This window comes from Kitasatospora sp. NPDC094016, assembly GCF_040304045.1.
Classification (GTDB): domain Bacteria; phylum Actinomycetota; class Actinomycetes; order Streptomycetales; family Streptomycetaceae; genus Kitasatospora.
Map to the genome: position 1 here is coordinate 95,185 of NZ_JBEOUK010000007.1, position 17,393 is coordinate 112,577.

Here is a 17,393-nt window from a genome sequence, read left to right on the forward strand (position 1 = left end):
CCAGTATGGCTACCAAGGACGAGGTTCTGGAAGGTCTCGCCGAGATCGTCAACGAGATCGCCGGTATCCCGACCGAGGACGTCGAGCTCGAGAAGTCCTTCACGGACGACCTGGACGTCGACTCGCTGTCCATGGTCGAGGTCGTCGTGGCCGCCGAGGAGCGCTTCGACGTCAAGATCCCGGACGACGAGGTCAAGAACCTGAAGACCGTCGGCGACGCGGTGAACTACATCCTCACCAACGCCGCCGCCTGAGCGATCGACCCGTTCGATCCCTCCAGCACGTCCGGCGTTCTCGACGCCTCGGACGGCTGACTCGTCGGCCCGGCTCCCCCGAGCCTGGCCGACCCGCCGGCCGGGACGCCCCACCGGGCGCCCGGCCGGGCCCTTCCTCGGCTCGCCGCCGACCCCACGATCGTGAGAGAAGAAGAACCAGTGACCGCTGAAAACCGTACCGTGGTCGTCACGGGTATCGGCGCCTTCACGCCGCTGGGCGGCGACGCCGCCACCACCTGGGAGAACCTGGTCGCAGGGCGCTCCGGAGTGGCGGCCCTGACCGAGGAGTGGGCCGCCGAGCTGCCCGTCAAGATCGCCGCCCGCACGGCCGTCGAGCCGGGCGAGGTCCTCCCCCGGCCGCTGGCCCGCAAGCTGGACCGCTCGGCCCAGTTCGCGCTGATCGCCGCCCGTGAGGCCTGGGCCGACGCCGGCTACGAGACGCCGGCCACCGACGACTCCTCCAAGCTCGCCCCCGAGCGCCTCGGCACCGTCATCGCCTCCGGCATCGGCGGTGTGACCACCCTGCTCGACCAGTACGACGTACTGAAGGAGAAGGGTGCCCGCAAGGTCTCCCCGCACACCGTCCCGATGCTGATGCCCAACTCCCCGGCGGCCAACGTCGGTCTGGAGGTCGGCGCCCGCGCGGGTGTGCACACCCCCGTCTCCGCCTGCGCCTCCGGCGCCGAGGCGATCGGCTACGCGATCGAGATGATCCGCACCGGCCGCGCCGACGTCGTGGTGGCCGGCGGCACCGAGGCGGCGATCCACCCGCTGCCGATCGCCGCGTTCGCCAACATGATGGCGATGTCCAAGAACAACGACGACCCCGAGGGCGCCTCCCGCCCGTACGACAAGGGCCGGGACGGCTTCGTGCTGGGCGAGGGCGCCGGCGTGGTCGTGCTGGAGTCGGTCGAACACGCCGAGGCGCGCGGCGCCCGGATCTACTGCGAGGCCGTGGGCCAGGGCCTGTCCTCGGACGCCCACCACATCGCCCAGCCCGAGCCGACCGGCGCCGGCGTGGCCCGCGCGCTGGCCGACCTGTTCGACCGCAACGCCCTGGACAAGGCCGAGATCGTGCACGTCAACGCGCACGCCACCTCGACCCCGCAGGGTGACACCGCCGAGCTGAAGGCGCTGCGCAAGGAGCTCGGCGACGACCTCGACCACATCGCCATCTCGGCCACCAAGTCGATGACCGGCCACCTGCTGGGCGGCGCCGGCGGCATCGAGACCGTCGCCACCGTGCTGGCCCTGTACCACCGGATCGCCCCGCCGACCATCAACGTCGACGAGCTGGACGACGACGTGGACGCGGACATCGTGCGCGGCGAGGCCCGCCCGCTGCCCGAGGGCCGGATCGCGGCGCTGAACAACTCGTTCGGCTTCGGCGGCCACAACGTGGTGCTGGCCTTCCGCTCCCGGTAGTCCGCACGCACCGACCCGGTACGCACCGGGTCCGAACGCACCGAGAGGGGCCGGCGCTCACCGTGAGCGCCGGCCCCTCTCGCGCGTCGTGCGCCCGCCGGCTCAGACCACCTGGTGCAGCCAGCGCACCGGTGCGCCCTCGCCCGCGTAGCGGAACGGCTCCAGCTCGTCGTCCCAGGGCTTGCCCAGCAGCCGGGAGATCTCGGCCTCCAGGTCGGCCCCCTCGCTGCGGGCCCGCAGCAGGACGGCGCGCAGCCGGTCCTCGGGGATCAGGATGTCGCCGTGGATGCCCGTGACGGCATGGAAGATGCCGAGCGAGGGCGTGCTGCTGTACCGCTCCCCCTCCGCCGTGGCGCAGGGCTCACTGGTGACCTCGTACCGCATCAGCTGCCAGCCGCGCAGTGCGGAGGCCACCTTCGAGGCCGTACCGGGCTCCCCTTGCCAGGAAAGCTCGGCACGCCAGTGTCCGGGCGAGGCCGGCTGGCGGATCCAGTCCAGGCTCACCCGCACACCCAGCACCCCCGCGACGGCCCACTCGACGTGCGGGCACAGCGCGCGGGGCGCGGAGTGGATGTAGAGAACTCCACGTGTCGTCACCGGGACCTCCAGGCTGTGGACGAGGGTCGCCTTCCCCAGCTGCCTCGTGCCTGCAGTTGATCCACAGTTACCCACGTTAGCCGACATTAAGCTACTAAATTGAGCAAAACGGACAGGCTTTCGCTCAATGCTAGTCGAATCCTCAACGAGGTCTACCCCTCGGCCGGATCTCTCCCCCGAACGGCCCCATCGCCAGGTGGGACCCACCGTACCGCGCCGCCCCGCACCGTGGATGACGCACTTTCGGATCCGGCCGGAATGGGGTAGTGCGGCCGATTCCCCCGCGCCCGTACGCAAACCGCCCCGCACGCCCGGTGGGGGCGGCGGGGCGGTCAGCGGGCTGACGAAGGGTCAGCTGTCCAGGCGGACCACCATCTTGCCGGTGTTGACGCCGCGCAGCAGGTCGAGGAAGGCGTCCGCGGTGCGCTCGAAGCCGTCCACCACGGTCTCCTCGTGGCGCAGTTCGCCGGACGTCAGCCAGCCGGCCACGTCGGCGACGAACTGCGACTGCAGCGCCGCGTGGTCGCTGACCAGCATGCCCTCCAGGCGCAGCCGCTTGCCGATCGCGAGCGCCAGGTTGCGCGGGGCGGCGGGGGCGGTGGTGTCGTTGTACTGGGCGATCGCGCCGCAGAGCACGGCGCGGCCGTGCACGGTGAGCGCGCCGATCGCGGCCTCCAGGTGCTCCCCGCCGACGTTGTCGAAGTAGAGGTCGATGCCGTCGGGGGCGGCCTGCGCCAACTGCTCGTGGACCGGGGCGTCCTTGTAGTTGAAGGCGGCGTCGTAGCCGTAGACGTCCACCAGCTTGGCGACCTTGTCCGCCGAGCCGGCCGAACCGACCACCAGCGAGGCGCCCTTGAGCTTGGCGATCTGGCCGACCATGCTGCCGACCGCGCCGGCCGCGCCGGAGACGAAGACCTTGTCGCCCTTCTTGAGGGCGCCGACGGCGAGCAGGCCGGCGTAGGCGGTCAGGCCGGGCATGCCGAGCACGCCGAGGTAGGCGGAGAGCGGGGCGGCGGCCGGGTCGACCTTGACCGCGTGGCGGGCGTCCAGGGTGGCGTACTCGCGCCAGCCGAGGCCGTGCAGGACGGCGTCGCCCGGGGCGAAGCCCTCGGCCCCGGAGGCGACCACGTAGCCGACCGCGCCGCCCTCCATGGCCTCGCCGAGCCGGAACGGCGGGGCGTAGGACTTCACGTCGTTCATCCGGCCCCGCATGTACGGGTCCACCGAGAGGAAGGCGTTGCGGACCAGGATCTCGCCCGGGCCCGGGGTCCGGACCGGGGCCTCGACCAGGGCGAAGTCGGTCGGCACCGGCCAGCCCTGGGGGCGGGCGGCGAGGTGCCATTCACGGGCGGTCGCGGGTGCGGCCTGCTCTGCCATGGGAGTCGCTCCTTAGGTGGTTCCGATGCATGAAAGGTTGAGCTACTGAAGTAACGATGGGCATGAAAGGTTCATGTTGTCAACTTTTCAGGTAGACTCTCGGACATGGACACCCAGTCGACCCGGGCCGCCACGCCGCAGTCCGACGAGATCACCCGCGAGGTCGTCGATCTGATGGCCAACCTGGTCGCGCTGTTCCATCGCGAGTACGAGGAGGCGGCCGCCGCCCGCTCGCTCACCGGCGCCCAGGCCAAGGTGCTCGCCCTGCTGCGCCGAGGCCCCATGCCGATGCGCCAGATCGCCCAGACGCTCAGCTGCGAGCCGTCCAACATCACCGGCATCGTCGACCGGCTCGAAGCCCGCGGCTTCGTCACCCGGGAGGCCGACCGGCAGGACCGCCGGGTCAAGCTGGTCGCCGCCACCGACACCGGCGCCACCGCCTCCGAGGAACTGCGCGAATCACTGAACTTCGCCCGCGAGCCGCTGGCCGCCCTCGGCCAGGACGAGCGGGCCGTCCTGCGCGACCTGCTCCGCCGGATGGTCACCGGCGCCGCCGACCCCGGGGCGTGATCAGCATCACAGCCCCGGAGCCGAATCCGGGCCACCGCCGGAGGTAACCGAACCGCCCGTCGAAACGTCTAATGTTCGAACATCGAACACGAGAGACGGAAAGACGGGGGGACACGGAGGATGGGCAGCAGCACGCGCAGGCGCCGCTACCTGCGGACAGCCATCGGCCTGGCCGCCGTGCTGGTGCTGTCCGTCGTGGGCGCCGGGGCCTGGTTCTACCACCGGCTGGACAACAACATCACCACCTTCGACCCGGGCGGCATCGCCACCGAGCGCCCGCCCGCGCCCGCCCCGGTCACCCCCGGCGCCCAACTGCCGGTGAACATCCTGGTGCTCGGCTCGGACACCCGCGACGACGGCAACAGCGCGATCGGCGGTGGCGACGAGGGCGTCGGCCACTCCGACACCGCGATGCTGGTGCACGTCTACGCCGACCACAAGCACGCCGTCGGCGTCTCCATACCCCGGGACACCCTGGTCACCATCCCGTCCTGCAAGCTGCCGAGCGGCACCTGGACCAAGCCCCGGAACAACCAGATGTTCAACTCGGCCTTCACCATCGGCGAGTTCCCCAAGGGCAACCCCGCCTGCACCCAGAACACAGTCGAGACGCTCGCCGGGCTGCGGATCGACCACACCATCGTGGTCGACTTCAAGGGCGCCGCCGCGATGGCCGACGCCATCAACGGCGTGGACGTCTGCGTCCCCAACAACGTCGACTCGCACGGCATACACCTCCAGAAGGGCATGCAGAAGCTCTCCGGCCAGCCCGCCGTGGACTACCTGCGGGCCCGCTACGGCTTCGGCGACAACTCCGACATCGGGCGGATGAAGCGCCAGCAGGCCTTCGTCTCCTCGATGATCAAGAAGGTGCAGGGCCAGGGCTTCTCCCTGCCCACGCTGCTCCCGCTCGCCGACGCGGCCACCCGCTCGCTCACCGTGGACGAGGGGCTGGGCACCGCGATGAAGCTGGTGGACTTCGCCCGCTCGCTCCAGGACATCAAGCTGGCCGACATCACCTTCGTGACCGCGCCCTGGCGCTTCGCCGGCGAGCGCGTCCAGCTCGTCCAGCCGGACGCCGACACGCTGTGGCGGCTGCTGCGCGAGGACCGCACCCTGGACGGCCAGAGCACCTCCGGCACCGACACCCCGGCGCCCTCCCCCACCGCCCCCGGCGCCGACGGCGCGACCCCGGGAGCCGCGGCCGACCCGTCCGCGCCGCTCACGCCCGAGCAGGCCGCGGCCCCCGTGCTGGTGGTCAACGGCGTCGGCACCCCCGGCCTGTCCACCTCCGGCGGGGAGGCACTGCGGGCCCGGGGCTTCCAGAACGTCACGCTCGGCAAGCCCGCGGGCGGACGGATGCAGACCGAGATCAGCTACGACCCGGCCCTGAAGGCCGCCGCCGACCAGGTGGCCGCGCTCTTCCCGGGGTCGCGCACGGTCGAGGAGCCGGGCTCCGAGGGCATCACCGTTACCCTGGGCCGCGACTACCGGCCCAGCCCCGCCACCAAGCTGGACGCGGTCGGCAGCGGCCCCGGCGCGAAGCCCTCCGCCCCCGCCACCGCCGACCCGAGCGGCGTGCCCAGCGGCGTGCCCACCGGCATAGCGGAGAACACCCGCGGCGCCGACACCGACCCGTGCGCCGACCTGACCTTCGGATGAGTCGTTCCGGCCCGGTCCGGCGCTACTGCGGGTCGGGCAGGCCGGTGACGACGGCGGTGAGCCGGGTGCCGCGGGGGAAGGCGCCTGCCGCGGCCAGGTCGGTCAGCGCCGCCAACAGCTTGGCCACGTAGCGGCGTTCCAGCGGGACGCCGTGGCGGGCCTCGAACCGCTCGGCGAAGGCCGCCAGCTCGGCCGGAACCTTGCCGTAGCCGCCGCCGTGGTGCGCGTGGTCGATCCGCCAGTTGCCGAACTCCCGCCCGTAGGCGGCCCGGTGGAGCCGGGTGACCTCGTCCTCCAGGTAGCCCTCGCCGCCCCGCAGCACGGCCACGCCGAGCGCCCGCGCGCCCGGCGGCAGGCCGGCCGCGATGCCCGCCAGGGTGCCGCCGGTGCCGACCGGGCAGCAGACCACGTCGCGCCCGCCCAGGTCGGGCAGTTCGGCCGGGATCGCCGCCGCGCCGGTCACGGCCAGCGCGTTGGAGCCGCCCTCCGGGAGCACCAGGCAGGGGCCCCAGCGCGCCTGCGGACCGACCGTGGGGCCGGCGTCGGCGCGGCCGGTGGCCTCCCGGTACTCGGCGCGGGTCAGGAACTCCAGCCGCATCCCGGCCCGTTCGGCCGCCCGCAGCGACCAGTTGCGCGGCCGGTCGGCCAGTTCCTCGCCGCGGACCAGCCCGACGCTCTCCAGGCCGAGCGCCCCGGCGGCCGCCGCGACCGCCCGCAGGTGGGTGGAGTACGCCCCGCCGAAGGTCAGCAGCCGGGTGTGGCCCTGGGCGACGGCGGCCGCCAGGTTGGGCGCGAGCTTGCGCCACTTGTTGCCCGGGACGCTCGGGTGCAGCAGGTCGTCCCGTTTGAGCCGCAGTTCCACCCCGGCCCGCGCGAACACCTCGTCGGTGCAGTCCACCAACGGGGTCGGCAGCAGGGCGGGTTCGAGCATCCGGCCAGCTTAGACCGACCGGCACATGGCGGGTGGCGTCGCATGCCCACCATGTGCCGGCCGGTCCTACGGCCGACCGGTCGGGGTGAGCAGTCCCAGGTTGTACGCGGCGGCGACGGCGGAGGCCCGGTCCTTGACGTCGAGCTTGGCGTAGACATGGATCAGGTGGGTCTTCACGGTGGCCTCGCTGATGAACAGCCGGGCCGCGGCCTCCCGGTTGGTGGCGCCGGAGGCGACCAGTTCCAGCACCTCCAGCTCGCGCGGGCTGAGCGGCTCCCGGACGGGCGCGCGGACCTGGCCGAGCAGCTTGGCGGCGACGGTCGGCGCGATCACCGAGGCGCCGCGGGCGGCCTCCCGCACGGCGTGGAACAGCTCCTCCCGGGCCGCGTCCTTGAGCAGGTAGCCGGTCGCGCCGGCCCGGACGGCGGGCAGCACGTCGGCGTCGGTGTCGTAGGTGGTGAGCACCAGGACCCGCCCGGGCAGGCCGCGTTCGGCCATCTCGCGGATCGCGGTGACGCCGTCCATCCGCGGCATCCGCAGGTCCATCAGCACCACGTCCGGACGCAGCGCGGCGACCAGGACCAGCGCCTCGGCGCCGTCCCCGGCCTCGCCGACCACCTCGAAGCCGGGGGTGGCGGCGAACATCCCGCGCAGCCCGTCCCGGACCACCGGGTGGTCGTCCACCAACAGCAGTCTGATCGTCGTCGCGTCGCTCACGGTTCTACTCCTCCATGCTGATCGCCGGCAGGGTCGCGGACACGGTCGTGCCGGCGCCCGGTTCGGTCTCCAGGTCGAGCCGCCCGGCCAGGCGCTGCACGCGGCGGCGCATCACGTCCAGGCCGTAGCCGCCGCCGGTGGCCCGGGAGGCGGGCTCGGCGGCCGGGTCGAAGCCGACGCCGTCGTCCCGGACGTCCAGGGTGACCAGGCCGGGCATGTACGAGAGGGTGACGCCGACCCGGGAGGCCCGCGCGTACTTGGCGGCGTTGGCCAGCGACTCCTGGGCGATCCGCAGCAGGGTCACCTCGACCTCGGGGTGCAGCGGGCGGGCCTCACCGGTGACGGTCAGCCCGGCGGCGGCGTCGTTGCGCTCCCGCCACTGCTCGACCAGCTCCGCCAGCGCCTCCGGCAGCGCGGCCCGCTCCAGTTCGATCGGGCGCAGCGCGTGGACGGCCCGGCGGGCCTGGGTCAGGCTCTCCCGGGCCAGGGCCGCCGCGTTCGCCTGGTGCCGCTCGGCGGCCGCGGCGTCCTGGGCGCGGGTCTGGTCGGCGGCCTGGAGCTGGGTGACGATCCCGGCCAGGCCCTGGGCGACGGTGTCGTGGATCTCCCGGGCGAGCCGGCGGCGTTCGTCCGCGGCCCCGGCCTCCCGGGCCTGGACGAGGAGTTGGGCGTGCAGTCCGGCGTTCTCGGCGAGCGTCTCGGTGAGCAGCCGGTTGGCCTCGGCGAGTTCGGCGTTGGCGGCCTTGCGGCGGGCGCTCAGCCGGTCGGCGACCTCGCGGAGCGCGAACAGCAGCCCGACCACCATCAGGTTGAAGGCGACGACGGTCAGCAGTCCGCCGAACGCCACCGGGCTGTCGGGCAGGGCCCCGCCGATCTGGGAGAGCGAGGTGGGGACGGTGGCCGCGGCCGCGCCCGCCATCCGGGCCCGGCCCCACAGGTACTGGGCGGCGTGCAGGTAGCCGGTGAAGGCGAAGAAGCCGAAGATCGGGTTGTCCAGCACCAGCACGGTGGTCAGCACCAGCAGGACGACGAAGTGGGCGCCGGCGTACCGGGCGCGGCCGTCCGGCCCCGGCGCGCGGTCGAGCACCGAGCGCAGGACCAGCCACAGGAACGCGGCGGCCGCCACCGGGAGGGTGGCGGCCGCGGAGCGCGCGGTCGGGACGGGGACCAGCAGGGCCAGAGCGGTGGCGAGCAGCAGGGCGACGAAGCAGAACGGGCCGATCAGCCGGTCCAGCCGGTCCAACCAGTCGCCGAGCGCGCTCTCGTCGGCCGGTGGCCGCATGATCATTCCCACCGGAACAGCCTGGCAGCCCCGGCCCCCGCGAGCACCGCGTACGCCGCGAGTGTGAGCAGGCCCACGGCGTGCGGGAAGTGCCCGGACCAGGCGTCCTGCAAGGTCTGGACGGCGGCGCCGCTGGGGGTGAAGTCGCCGATCCGGTTGAGCAGGGCCGGCGAGAACTCGCGCGGCAGCCAGATCCCGGAGAAGAACATCATCGGGAAGAAGGCCAGCGCGCCGACCGCGTTGCCGGCCTTGGCGGACGGGACGACCGCGGCGAGCAGCAGGCCGACCGACAGCAGTGCGGCGGCGGCCAGCAGGAAGGCCAGCAGGAACCCCAGCGGCTGACGCGGCAGCGACACCCCGAGCAGCGGACCGGCCGCCACCACCAGCAGCACCGAGACGACGGCGACGCCCAGGTACAGCGGCAGCAGCGCGCCGAACAGCAGCGCCGGGCGGACGGGGCTGGCGGACATCCGGCGCAGCACGCCGCGTTCGCGGTAGGCGGCGAGCAGCGAGGGCAGGCCGTTGAGGCCGAGCAGCAGCAGGGTGAAGACGGCCAGGATCGGCGCGTACAGCTGGATGGTGCTCATGCCGTGCATGTCGGGCGAGGTCTTGCGCAGGGCCGGGACGGAACCGAGGACGAGGAACAGCACGACGGGGAAGGCGAGGCTGAACAAGGCGGTCAGCGGGTCGCGGAGGAACAGGCGGGCCTCGGCGACGGCCAGGCGGCGGACGGCGTGGGCGGTGCGGTGGGCGGTGCGGTGGGCTGTGTGGTGCGCGGTGCGGTTCACGGTGGTGGCCCCCTCGGGCGTGGTGACGGGCGCGGTGGTGGCGGATCAGACGTCGTGGCGGGTCAGGGCGAGGTAGGCGTCGTCCAGGCTGTGCTCGCGGATCCGCAGCCCGGTGACGACGATTCCCTCGCGGGCGAGCAGGCCGGTGACCTCGTCGGCGAAGTCCCCGACGCCGCGGACCTCGACCCGGCCGTCCCGCTCCTCGACCCCGGTGACCCCCGGCAGGGCCGCCAGCCGGGCGGTGTCCAGCGGCCCGGTGGGGCGGAAGCCGAGCGTGCCGCCGGTGCCGGAGCGGGCGATCAGCTCCGCGGGGGTGCCGGTGGCGACGATCCGTCCGCCGTCGAGGACGGCGGCCCGGTCGCAGAGCGCCTCGACCTCGTCCATGAAGTGCGAGACCAGGACCACCGTCACGCCCTCGTCGCGGATCCGCCGGATCAGCTCCCAGGTGTCGCGGCGGCCCTGCGGGTCGAGCGCGGTGGTCAGCTCGTCCAGGAAGGCCACCTCGGGGTTGCCGATCAGGGCGAGGGCGATGAGCAGCCGCTGGCGCTGGCCGCCGGAGAGCTTGTCGAACGGGGTCCGGCGCTGGTCGGCGAGCCCCCACTCGTCCAGCAGCTCGCGCCAGTCCCGGGGGTCCGGGTAGAGCGCCGCGTACAGTTCCAGCGCCTCGCCGACCCTCAGCGCGCCCTGCAACTGGGCCTGCTGGAGCTGGATGCCGATCCTCGGCCGCAGCCGGTGGGCGTCCTTCACCGGGTCCAGGCCGAGGACGCGGACCGTCCCCGCGTCGGCCCGGCGCAGGCCCTCGCAGCACTCCACGGCGGTCGTCTTGCCCGCGCCGTTCGGCCCCAGCAGGCCGAACACCTCGCCGCGCTCCACGCCGAAGGAGACCCCCTCCAGCACCTGGCGCCGCCCGTAGGCCTTGCGCAGCCCCGCCACCTCGATCACGGCCATCGCGCCGCTCCCTCCCGCTGGTCCGGCCGGTTCCTCCGGCCTGCGACGAGCTTCCCGCGCGGGGCCCCGGCCGCGGATCGACCGGACGGTCAGAGCTGCGGGCGGGCGTGGTGGAGGGCGGATCAACCGATCGGTGGATGGGGTGCGGGCGCGGGCACGCGCCAGGAACGCCGGAGGCCCGGCCGCCGTGTCGGCGACCGGGCCTCTCGTTCGGATCACACCGGGTGGGTCAGACCACCGAGGCGTCGGCGTTGCGGGTGTTGATGGCCCGGCGCAGGGCGCGCGGGACGGGGCCCGCGGCGGGGGCCAGCTTGTCGATCCGGGTGCGGAACTCGCGGCTCTGGCGCCACGGCAGGACGGCTCCGAGCCGGGCCGCGTCGACCAGCGCGACCAGCGCGGCGTCCGCCGGGTCGACCCGGCTGAGCGGCGCCTTCAGCGCCGAACCCACCGACGCCACGAGCGACTTGCGCAGCCGCTGCTCCGGCAGGACGACCCGGGTGCACGGGAACAGTCCGAGCGCGCGGCGCTGTTCGAGCCGGATCCGCCCGGACGCCGCCAGCCCGTCCCGAACCACCCGCGCGGCGCGGGCCGCCGGGCCCTGGCGGCGGCCGACCCAGCTCTGCCAGCTGCGCCGCCGGCCCTGCCGGATCTGCTCCAGCATCGCGGCGGAGAGCGGGTCGAGGCCGTCGGCCGGCGCTCCGTCGACGGCGGCCGGGTGCCGGCCGTCGTCGCGGATCAGCGCGCGCCGCAGGAGTTCGGCGAGCGCGGCGGCCCTCAGCACCAGGTCGAGCCTGGCGGTGGCGGTGAGCCGCTCGCGCTCGGGGTTGTAGGCGAGCAGGTAGAGCTTCTCCGGCAGGGTGATGGGCAGGTCCACGATGGACTCCAAGCAGATGGACGGTGGATGGGCCCGTTCATCCGGCGTCGGAACCGCCGGTCTCCGGGTTCTCCTTGGGCGGTCGGCCGCGCCGGGGAAGACGGGCCGCGTCGCCGGGCATCCGGCCCGCGTCGCTGAGGGCACGGCGAAGGAGGAACTCGATCTGCGCGTTGGCACTGCGCAGCTCGTCCGCGGCCCACCGGGCCAGTGCGTCGTGGACCGCCGGGTCCAGTCGCAGCAGGATCTTCTTCCGCTCCGTCGCCAACGCCGCGCCTTACTGGTAGAGGGAGCCCGTGTTCACGACGGGCTGGGTGCCCCGGTCGCCGCAGAGCACCACCAGGAGGTTGCTCACCATGGCGGCCTTGCGCTCCTCGTCCAGTTCGACGACGTCGCGCTCGGCGAGCCGGTCCAGCGCCTCCTCGACCATACCGACGGCGCCCTCGACGATCAGCCGCCGTGCCGCGACCACGGCCCCGGCCTGCTGGCGCTGGAGCATCACCTGGGCGACCTCGGGCGCGTAGGCGAGCCGGGTGATCCGGGACTCGACGACCCGCACCCCGGCCGAGACGACCCGGGCCGCGATCTCCGCGGAGAGCATCCGGCTGATCTCCTCCGCGCCGTCGCGCAGCGACAACTGGCCCTCGCGGTGGGCGTCGTACGGGTAGCTGCTGGCGATGTGCCGGACGGCGGTCTCGGTCTGGATGGCGACGAAGTCGCTGTAGTCGTCCACCTCGAACACGGCCTTGGCGGTGTCCTCGACCTGCCAGACCACCACGGCGGCCATCTCGATCGGGTTGCCGTCCGCGTCGTTGACCTTGTTGGTCTCGGTCTCGTGGTTGCGGATCCGGGTGGAGATCCGGCGGCGGCTGGTGAACGGGTTCAGCCAGGTCAGGCCCTCGGCGCGGATGGTGCCGCGGTAGCGGCCGAGCAGCTGGACAACCCGCGCCTGGCCGGGCGAGACCACGGTCAGCCCGCACAGCAGCAGCAGTGCGCCCAGGACGGCCAGCGGCCCGACGGTCAGCAGGGTGATCCCCAGCGCCTTGGACCCGCCCGCCAGTTGGAGACCGCCGGCGATGGTCGCCCCGATCCCCGCGAGCAGGCCGAGCAGCGTCCCTCCGAGCACCGGCAGCCCCGCGGCACCGGTGATGACCCGCTCGGTGATCTTGGGGGCCGGAAGGTCGAGGACGGGGCCGCCTTCGACGTCGACGGCAGAACGCGGTGTGGTCATGAGACCAGCTCCTCCAGCGAGTGTTTCCGATCCAGCTGTCAAAGTGATATCACTTTTTGCGCCGACGACGCCAGGGGTCCGACCGCATTCGTCCGGGGGCGAGGCGAACCGGCCCGCCCCGGGCCGTGTCCACTCGATGTCCACTGGTGGGTGAATCTCAGCGCGCCGAGCCCTGAGCGGCTGGCCGATGCTCTACAGTTCCGACCGGAACTGGAGCCGTTCTGCCAGATCAAGCCACTGTTTTGTCTGATGATCGATCCAACGATCGATCAGTGGCTGAGGTGGGGCGGGTGGGACTCGAACCCACGACCAAGGGATTATGAGTCCCCTGCTCTAACCGGCTGAGCTACCGCCCCGGTTCGCCGCGTGCGCCGGTCGTCGACCACGGCAGCAGCAGACGGCCCCGAAAGGACGTCCCGCGCAGCATAGCCGGTCGATCACCCGTGGTGCGCGCCGGGGGCGCGCACGGGTGCGCACAGGCGTGCGCCTGTCCTGATTGCGCAGTTCGGGTGGCGCCCGGACGGCCGCACGGGCAGCCTGGACGGATGACGACACGTGGGACGGGAGCCGCGGCCGGGGCGCTCGCGGTACTGCTGGCCGCGGCGGGCTGCACCACCTCGGCCGGGCCCGGCGGGGGCGCGCCGACGGTCAGCTCGGCCCCGGCCACCCGCTCCGCCCGCCCCTCCGGATCCGCCTCGGCCTCCGGCGGCGGCCACGGCTGGAGCCGACAGCGACTCAGGGGCGCCGTCGCCAGGCACACCGGAGTCACCCGCACCGCCCGGGCCACCGTGCTCAACGGCCTGGTCGGCGCCGTCTTCACCCGCAACGCGGACGGCGACCACTTCTGCACCGCCAGCGTCGTCGACAGCGCCGGGCTCAACCTCATCGTCACCGCCGCGCACTGCGTCTGGGACCCCCAACTCGGCCAGCGCGGCGACCTCGTCTTCGTCCCCGGCTACCGCAACGGCGACACCCCCAGCGGCGTCTGGCCGCTGATCGCCGTCACCGTCGACGACGACTGGAAGGACCACGCCGACCCGGACGTGGACGTCGCCTTCGCGGTCGTCCAGGCCCAGAACGGGCAACAGGTGCAGCAGGTGCTCGGCGCCAACAAGCTGGGCGTCGGCCTCGGCTACCAGCTGCCCGTGCGGATCACCGGCTACCCCGGCACCAGCGACGTCCCGATCACCTGCGCCAACAACACCACCGAGCAGAGCTCCACCCAGTTGCGGATCGACTGCCCCGACTACACCGGCGGCACCAGCGGCAGCCCCTGGGTGACCGACTTCGACCCGAGCACCAGGACCGGCACCGTGGTCGGCGTGATCGGCGGCTACCAGCAGGGCGGCGACAGCCCGGACACCTCGTACAGCAGCTACTTCGGCGACCGCGTCCAGGCGCTCTACGACCGGGCCACCGGCTGACCGGAGGGGCGGCGGTGGCGCCGCCGGGCACGGCCTGATAGATCTTCCTCTCGAACGGCGGAACGCACGGACCCGGTGCCCGCCCCGAGGAACGAGACGGAGCCCCGATGGCCCCCCGCCCGGCACGGCCCCCGCGCGCCGCACGGACGGTCGCGCTGGCGGCCCTGCTGCTCGCCACCGGTACCGCGTGCGAAGGCGGTGAGCAGGACCAGGCGCCCGCCGCCGAGGTCGCGCAGCAGACCAGCACCCGCGACCGGATCGGCACCCTCTCGGTCCGCACCGCGCAGGGCCCCCGGGCCTGCACGGCGAGCGTCGTCCGCAGCCCCGGGCACAACCTGCTGGTCACCGCCGCGCACTGCGTGCAGAACCGCCGGATCGGCCTGCTGGACGGCCTGGTGTTCACTCCCGGCTACCGCAACGGCTTCATCCCGTACGGCAGTTGGCCGGTGAAGTCGATCACCGTCGACCCGCGTTGGGCGGACGACGACGACCCCGAGTACGACGTGGCCTTCGTCACCGTGGGCACGGTCGGCGGCAAGCAGGTCGAGGACGCCGTCGGCGGCAACCCGATCGCCACCGGCCAGGGCTTCGGGCTGGCCGTCTCGGTGACCGGCTACCCGAACGAGCGCGACGAGCCGATCACCTGCGCGGCCAGGACCCGCTCGCAGAGCCCGACCCAGGAGCGCTTCGACTGCGAGGGCTACACCGACGGCACCAGCGGCAGCCCGTGGGTGACGGACAGCGGCGCGGTCGTCGGCGTGATCGGCGGCTACCAGGAGGGCGGCGAGACGGCCGGCACCTCCTACAGCGTCACCTTCGACCAGCGGGTCTCCGCGCTCTACCGGGAGGCGACCGCCTGAGCCCGGGCGGCGGCCGCCCGAAGCCGGGCGGCGCGAGGTGACGAAGGCAACACGAAGGCCCCCCGGTCATCCGAGGGGCCTTCGCTCTGAGCAGTCACCGGGCGGAGCCGGTGAAGCTCCCGCATTTGGACTCGAACCAAAAACCTGCCGGTTAACAGCCGGCTGCTCTGCCAATTGAGCTATGCGGGATCGCGGTACCGAACTGCCGTACCACGGACGGGAGGAGGCCTCTTGCAAGACCTCTCCCGAGCTCCCCCAATTGGACTCGAACCAATAACCTGCCGATTAACAGTCGGCTGCTCTGCCAATTGAGCTATGGGGGATCGGCTTCCGCCTCGGCCCCCGGTTCCCCGGGCTCCTCGGCGCTCGCTGCGGGACATACATTAGCGCACTCGGGGGGGTGGTCCGCCAATCGCTTTCGCCGAACCGCCCCCGGGGCTCCCGCCCGGCGTGCCCGGCGCGCGCCCGGCACGGCCCCCGGGGATGCTGGGGGGCACGGACGGTTCGCCGTCCCGACGGACGGGTAGGGCAATGCGGCAGAAGGCCGCCAGGAGAGGGTGGATCCGATCATGTGGAAGCTGTCGTTGGCCGCGGGGTTCGCGGCCGGCTACGTCCTGGGCTCCCGGGCCGGGCGCCGGCGCTACGACCAGATCACGAAGGTCACCCGGCAGATCGCCCAGAACCCCACGGTGCAGGGCGCCGCCGACCGAGCCAGGCAGCAGGCCGGCGCGGTCGCCGGGAAGGCCGCCGGCGCCGTCGCGGACAAGGTCGGCGACCGGCTGCCGAACGCCGTCACCGACCGGGTGCCGTACTTCAACCGCTCCCGGGCCGAGGACGACGGCTGGGGTACCTTCCGCCCGTGACCGGGCGGTGACGCCAGGGTGTACCGGGGCCCTGCGTCTCGTCCCGAACGGGCAACACCTCACCCGGCCCGGACGCGTCCCGGGCCGGGCTGAGGCATGATCTCGGCATGGCCATCGTCGCGGGGATAGACAGCTCGACCAACCGCACCCGGATCGTCGCGTGCGACGCCGACACCGGCGCCGTCCTGCGCTCCGGCAAGGCGCCGCACCCCGTCCCCGAGGACCCTGACACCCGCCCCGGCGAGGCCGACCCGCAGCTGTGGCTGCACTCGCTCGGCGACGCCGCCGCCGGCGGCCTGCTGGAGGGCGTCCGGGCCATCGGCGTCAGCGCGCAGCAGCACGGCATGATCGGCCTGGACGCGGGCGGCGTGCTGGTCCGGCCGGCGATCCTCTGGAACGACCCGCGCGCCAGCGGCGCCGCCGCCAAGCTGCTGGACGCGCTCGGCGGCCCGGCCGCCTGGACCGCCGCGATCGGCGCCGTTCCCAGCCCGACCTACACCATCGCCAAGCTGCGCTGGCTGGCCGAGTTCGAGCCGGCCAACGCCCGCCGGGTGGCCGAGGTGCTGCTCCCGCACGACTGGCTGGTCTGGCAGCTCCTCGGCCACCCCAGGCGCCGCACCACCGACCGGGGAGACGCCTCCGGCACCGGCTACTGGTCCCCGATCACCGGCGAGTACCGGCAGGACCTGGTCGAGCTGGCGCTCGGCCACGAGCTGCGGCTGCCCGAGGTGCTCGACCCCGCCGAACCCGCCGGGCACACCCCCGAGGGCCTGCTGATCTCGGCCGGCACCGGCGACAACATGGCCGCCGCGCTCGGCCTCGGACTGCGCCCCGGCGACGCGGTGGTCTCGCTCGGCAGCACCGGAACGATCTTCGCCGTGCACGACCGGGCCGTGGTCGACGCCACCGGGCTGATCTCCTCCTTCGCCGACGCCGCCGGCCGCCACCTCCCGATGGTCGCCACCCTCAACGCCGCCCAGGTGCTCCGCGCCACCGCCGCCGTGCTCGGCCGGGACCTGGACGGCCTGAGCGACCTCGCCCTGCACTCCTCCCCCGGCGCGTACGGGCTGGTGCTCCTCCCCTACCTGGACGGCGAGCGGACGCCGGCCCTCCCGCACGCGGCCGGCACCCTGACCGGCCTGCGGGCCGAGTCGATGACGCCGCAGCACCTGGCCCGGGCCGCCGTCGAGGGCATGCTGTGCAACATCGCGGACGCGCTCGACGTGCTGCGCGCCCAGGGCGTCGCGGTGCGGCGGGTGTTCCTGCTCGGCGCGGCCGGGCGGCTGCCCGCCGTCCGGCACATCGCCCCGCCGCTGTTCGGTGTCCCGGTCGTGGTGCCGCCGCCGGGCGCCCACGCCGCCCGCGGGGCCGCCCGGCAGGCCGCCTGGGCGCTGGCCGGCACCCCGGAGCCGCCGGAGTGGGAGCTGCCGGACGCCGAGACCGTCGAGCCGGACGGGGAGCAGGACCTGGCGATCGGCTCGGCGGTGCGCCAGCAGTACCGCGCCGCCCGCGAACAGATCCACCCGGAGACGGCGGCCTGACCCCGGCTGCGGCGGCCTCACCGGCCGGGGA

At 73.7% G+C, this 17,393-nt stretch carries 18 protein-coding genes and 3 tRNA genes; 8 read left to right on the forward strand and 13 right to left on the reverse strand.

All coding sequences use genetic code 11. The features are described from left to right. The first annotated feature begins 5 nt into the window (after positions 1–5). Together ABT015_RS09635 and fabF are read left to right on the forward strand one after the other, a co-directional pair. Entirely contained in the window at positions 6–254 is a 249-nt protein-coding gene (locus tag ABT015_RS09635) for an acyl carrier protein (protein ID WP_063347460.1), read from the forward strand. A 180-nt stretch (positions 255–434) separates the two neighbouring features. Continuing rightward, on the forward strand, positions 435–1,700 hold the full coding sequence (gene fabF / locus ABT015_RS09640; RefSeq protein WP_350878135.1) for a beta-ketoacyl-ACP synthase II: 1,266 nt from the start codon (positions 435–437) through the stop codon (positions 1,698–1,700). Between the two features lie 102 nt (positions 1,701–1,802). Here the strand turns inward: fabF and ABT015_RS09645 are convergent, their stop codons facing one another. Both ABT015_RS09645 and ABT015_RS09650 read right to left on the reverse strand, forming a co-directional pair. Then, positions 1,803–2,297 (reverse strand): DUF3145 domain-containing protein, encoded by a 495-nt coding sequence (locus tag ABT015_RS09645; protein ID WP_063347462.1) that lies wholly within the window; start codon positions 2,295–2,297, stop codon positions 1,803–1,805. A 351-nt stretch (positions 2,298–2,648) separates the two neighbouring features. Further along, complete coding sequence (locus ABT015_RS09650; RefSeq protein WP_350878136.1) at positions 2,649–3,674, reverse strand: NADP-dependent oxidoreductase; 1,026 nt, start codon at positions 3,672–3,674, stop codon at positions 2,649–2,651. A gap of 105 nt (positions 3,675–3,779) precedes the next feature. On the opposite strand from ABT015_RS09650, the gene ABT015_RS09655 reads away from it, so the two are divergent. Both ABT015_RS09655 and ABT015_RS09660 read left to right on the forward strand, forming a co-directional pair. Then, a complete protein-coding gene (locus ABT015_RS09655; RefSeq protein ID WP_350878138.1) occupies positions 3,780–4,244 on the forward strand; it encodes a MarR family winged helix-turn-helix transcriptional regulator in 465 nt (154 codons plus the stop codon). A 120-nt stretch (positions 4,245–4,364) separates the two neighbouring features. Beyond that, the gene (locus ABT015_RS09660; protein WP_350878139.1) at positions 4,365–5,906 is read left to right on the forward strand and encodes an LCP family protein; all 1,542 of its coding nucleotides are present in this window, start codon (positions 4,365–4,367) and stop codon (positions 5,904–5,906) included. A gap of 22 nt (positions 5,907–5,928) precedes the next feature. Here ABT015_RS09660 and ABT015_RS09665 read toward each other — a convergent pair whose 3' ends face one another. From ABT015_RS09665 to ABT015_RS09705, 9 genes are all read right to left on the reverse strand, one after another. After that, entirely contained in the window at positions 5,929–6,837 is a 909-nt protein-coding gene (locus ABT015_RS09665; protein WP_350878141.1) for a 1-aminocyclopropane-1-carboxylate deaminase/D-cysteine desulfhydrase, read from the reverse strand. Positions 6,838–6,903: 66 nt separating this feature from the next. After that, entirely contained in the window at positions 6,904–7,554 is a 651-nt protein-coding gene (locus tag ABT015_RS09670; RefSeq protein WP_350878143.1) for a response regulator, read from the reverse strand. Positions 7,555–7,558: 4 nt separating this feature from the next. After that, positions 7,559–8,842 (reverse strand): sensor histidine kinase, encoded by a 1,284-nt coding sequence (locus tag ABT015_RS09675; RefSeq protein ID WP_350878276.1) that lies wholly within the window; start codon positions 8,840–8,842, stop codon positions 7,559–7,561. Then, positions 8,839–9,624: an ABC transporter permease gene (locus ABT015_RS09680; protein ID WP_350878144.1), complete on the reverse strand. Its 786-nt coding sequence runs from the start codon at positions 9,622–9,624 to the stop codon at positions 8,839–8,841. The genes ABT015_RS09675 and ABT015_RS09680 overlap by 4 nt, the downstream gene beginning before the upstream one ends. Positions 9,625–9,669: 45 nt before the next feature. Next, complete coding sequence (locus tag ABT015_RS09685) at positions 9,670–10,572, reverse strand: ABC transporter ATP-binding protein (protein ID WP_350878145.1); 903 nt, start codon at positions 10,570–10,572, stop codon at positions 9,670–9,672. Between the two features lie 229 nt (positions 10,573–10,801). Further along, the gene (locus tag ABT015_RS09690) at positions 10,802–11,446 is read right to left on the reverse strand and encodes a GPP34 family phosphoprotein (protein ID WP_350878147.1); all 645 of its coding nucleotides are present in this window, start codon (positions 11,444–11,446) and stop codon (positions 10,802–10,804) included. 37 nt (positions 11,447–11,483) lie between these two features. Further along, positions 11,484–11,711, reverse strand: coding sequence for a type II toxin-antitoxin system antitoxin (locus ABT015_RS09695; RefSeq protein ID WP_063347470.1), 228 nt, complete (start codon positions 11,709–11,711; stop codon positions 11,484–11,486). A 9-nt stretch (positions 11,712–11,720) separates the two neighbouring features. Further along, positions 11,721–12,674 (reverse strand): SPFH domain-containing protein, encoded by a 954-nt coding sequence (locus tag ABT015_RS09700; protein ID WP_350878149.1) that lies wholly within the window; start codon positions 12,672–12,674, stop codon positions 11,721–11,723. 282 nt (positions 12,675–12,956) lie between these two features. Next, positions 12,957–13,030, reverse strand: a tRNA-Ile gene (locus tag ABT015_RS09705). A 189-nt stretch (positions 13,031–13,219) separates the two neighbouring features. Between ABT015_RS09705 and ABT015_RS09710 the strand changes: the two genes are divergently transcribed. Both ABT015_RS09710 and ABT015_RS09715 read left to right on the forward strand, forming a co-directional pair. After that, the gene (locus tag ABT015_RS09710; RefSeq protein ID WP_350878151.1) at positions 13,220–14,098 is read left to right on the forward strand and encodes a trypsin-like serine peptidase; all 879 of its coding nucleotides are present in this window, start codon (positions 13,220–13,222) and stop codon (positions 14,096–14,098) included. A 107-nt stretch (positions 14,099–14,205) separates the two neighbouring features. Further along, positions 14,206–14,958 (forward strand): trypsin-like serine peptidase, encoded by a 753-nt coding sequence (locus tag ABT015_RS09715; RefSeq protein WP_350878153.1) that lies wholly within the window; start codon positions 14,206–14,208, stop codon positions 14,956–14,958. A gap of 116 nt (positions 14,959–15,074) precedes the next feature. On the opposite strand, the gene ABT015_RS09720 is transcribed toward ABT015_RS09715, so the two are convergent. Both ABT015_RS09720 and ABT015_RS09725 read right to left on the reverse strand, forming a co-directional pair. Next, positions 15,075–15,147, reverse strand: a tRNA-Asn gene (locus ABT015_RS09720). Positions 15,148–15,208: 61 nt separating this feature from the next. After that, positions 15,209–15,281, reverse strand: a tRNA-Asn gene (locus ABT015_RS09725). 234 nt (positions 15,282–15,515) lie between these two features. Between ABT015_RS09725 and ABT015_RS09730 the strand changes: the two genes are divergently transcribed. Together ABT015_RS09730 and ABT015_RS09735 are read left to right on the forward strand one after the other, a co-directional pair. Next, positions 15,516–15,821: a hypothetical protein gene (locus ABT015_RS09730; RefSeq protein ID WP_350878155.1), complete on the forward strand. Its 306-nt coding sequence runs from the start codon at positions 15,516–15,518 to the stop codon at positions 15,819–15,821. A gap of 107 nt (positions 15,822–15,928) precedes the next feature. Further along, positions 15,929–17,362 carry an FGGY family carbohydrate kinase gene (locus ABT015_RS09735; RefSeq protein WP_350878157.1) on the forward strand — a complete coding sequence of 478 codons (1,434 nt, stop codon included), beginning with the start codon at positions 15,929–15,931 and terminating at the stop codon, positions 17,360–17,362. Positions 17,363–17,393: the final 31 nt, after the last annotated feature.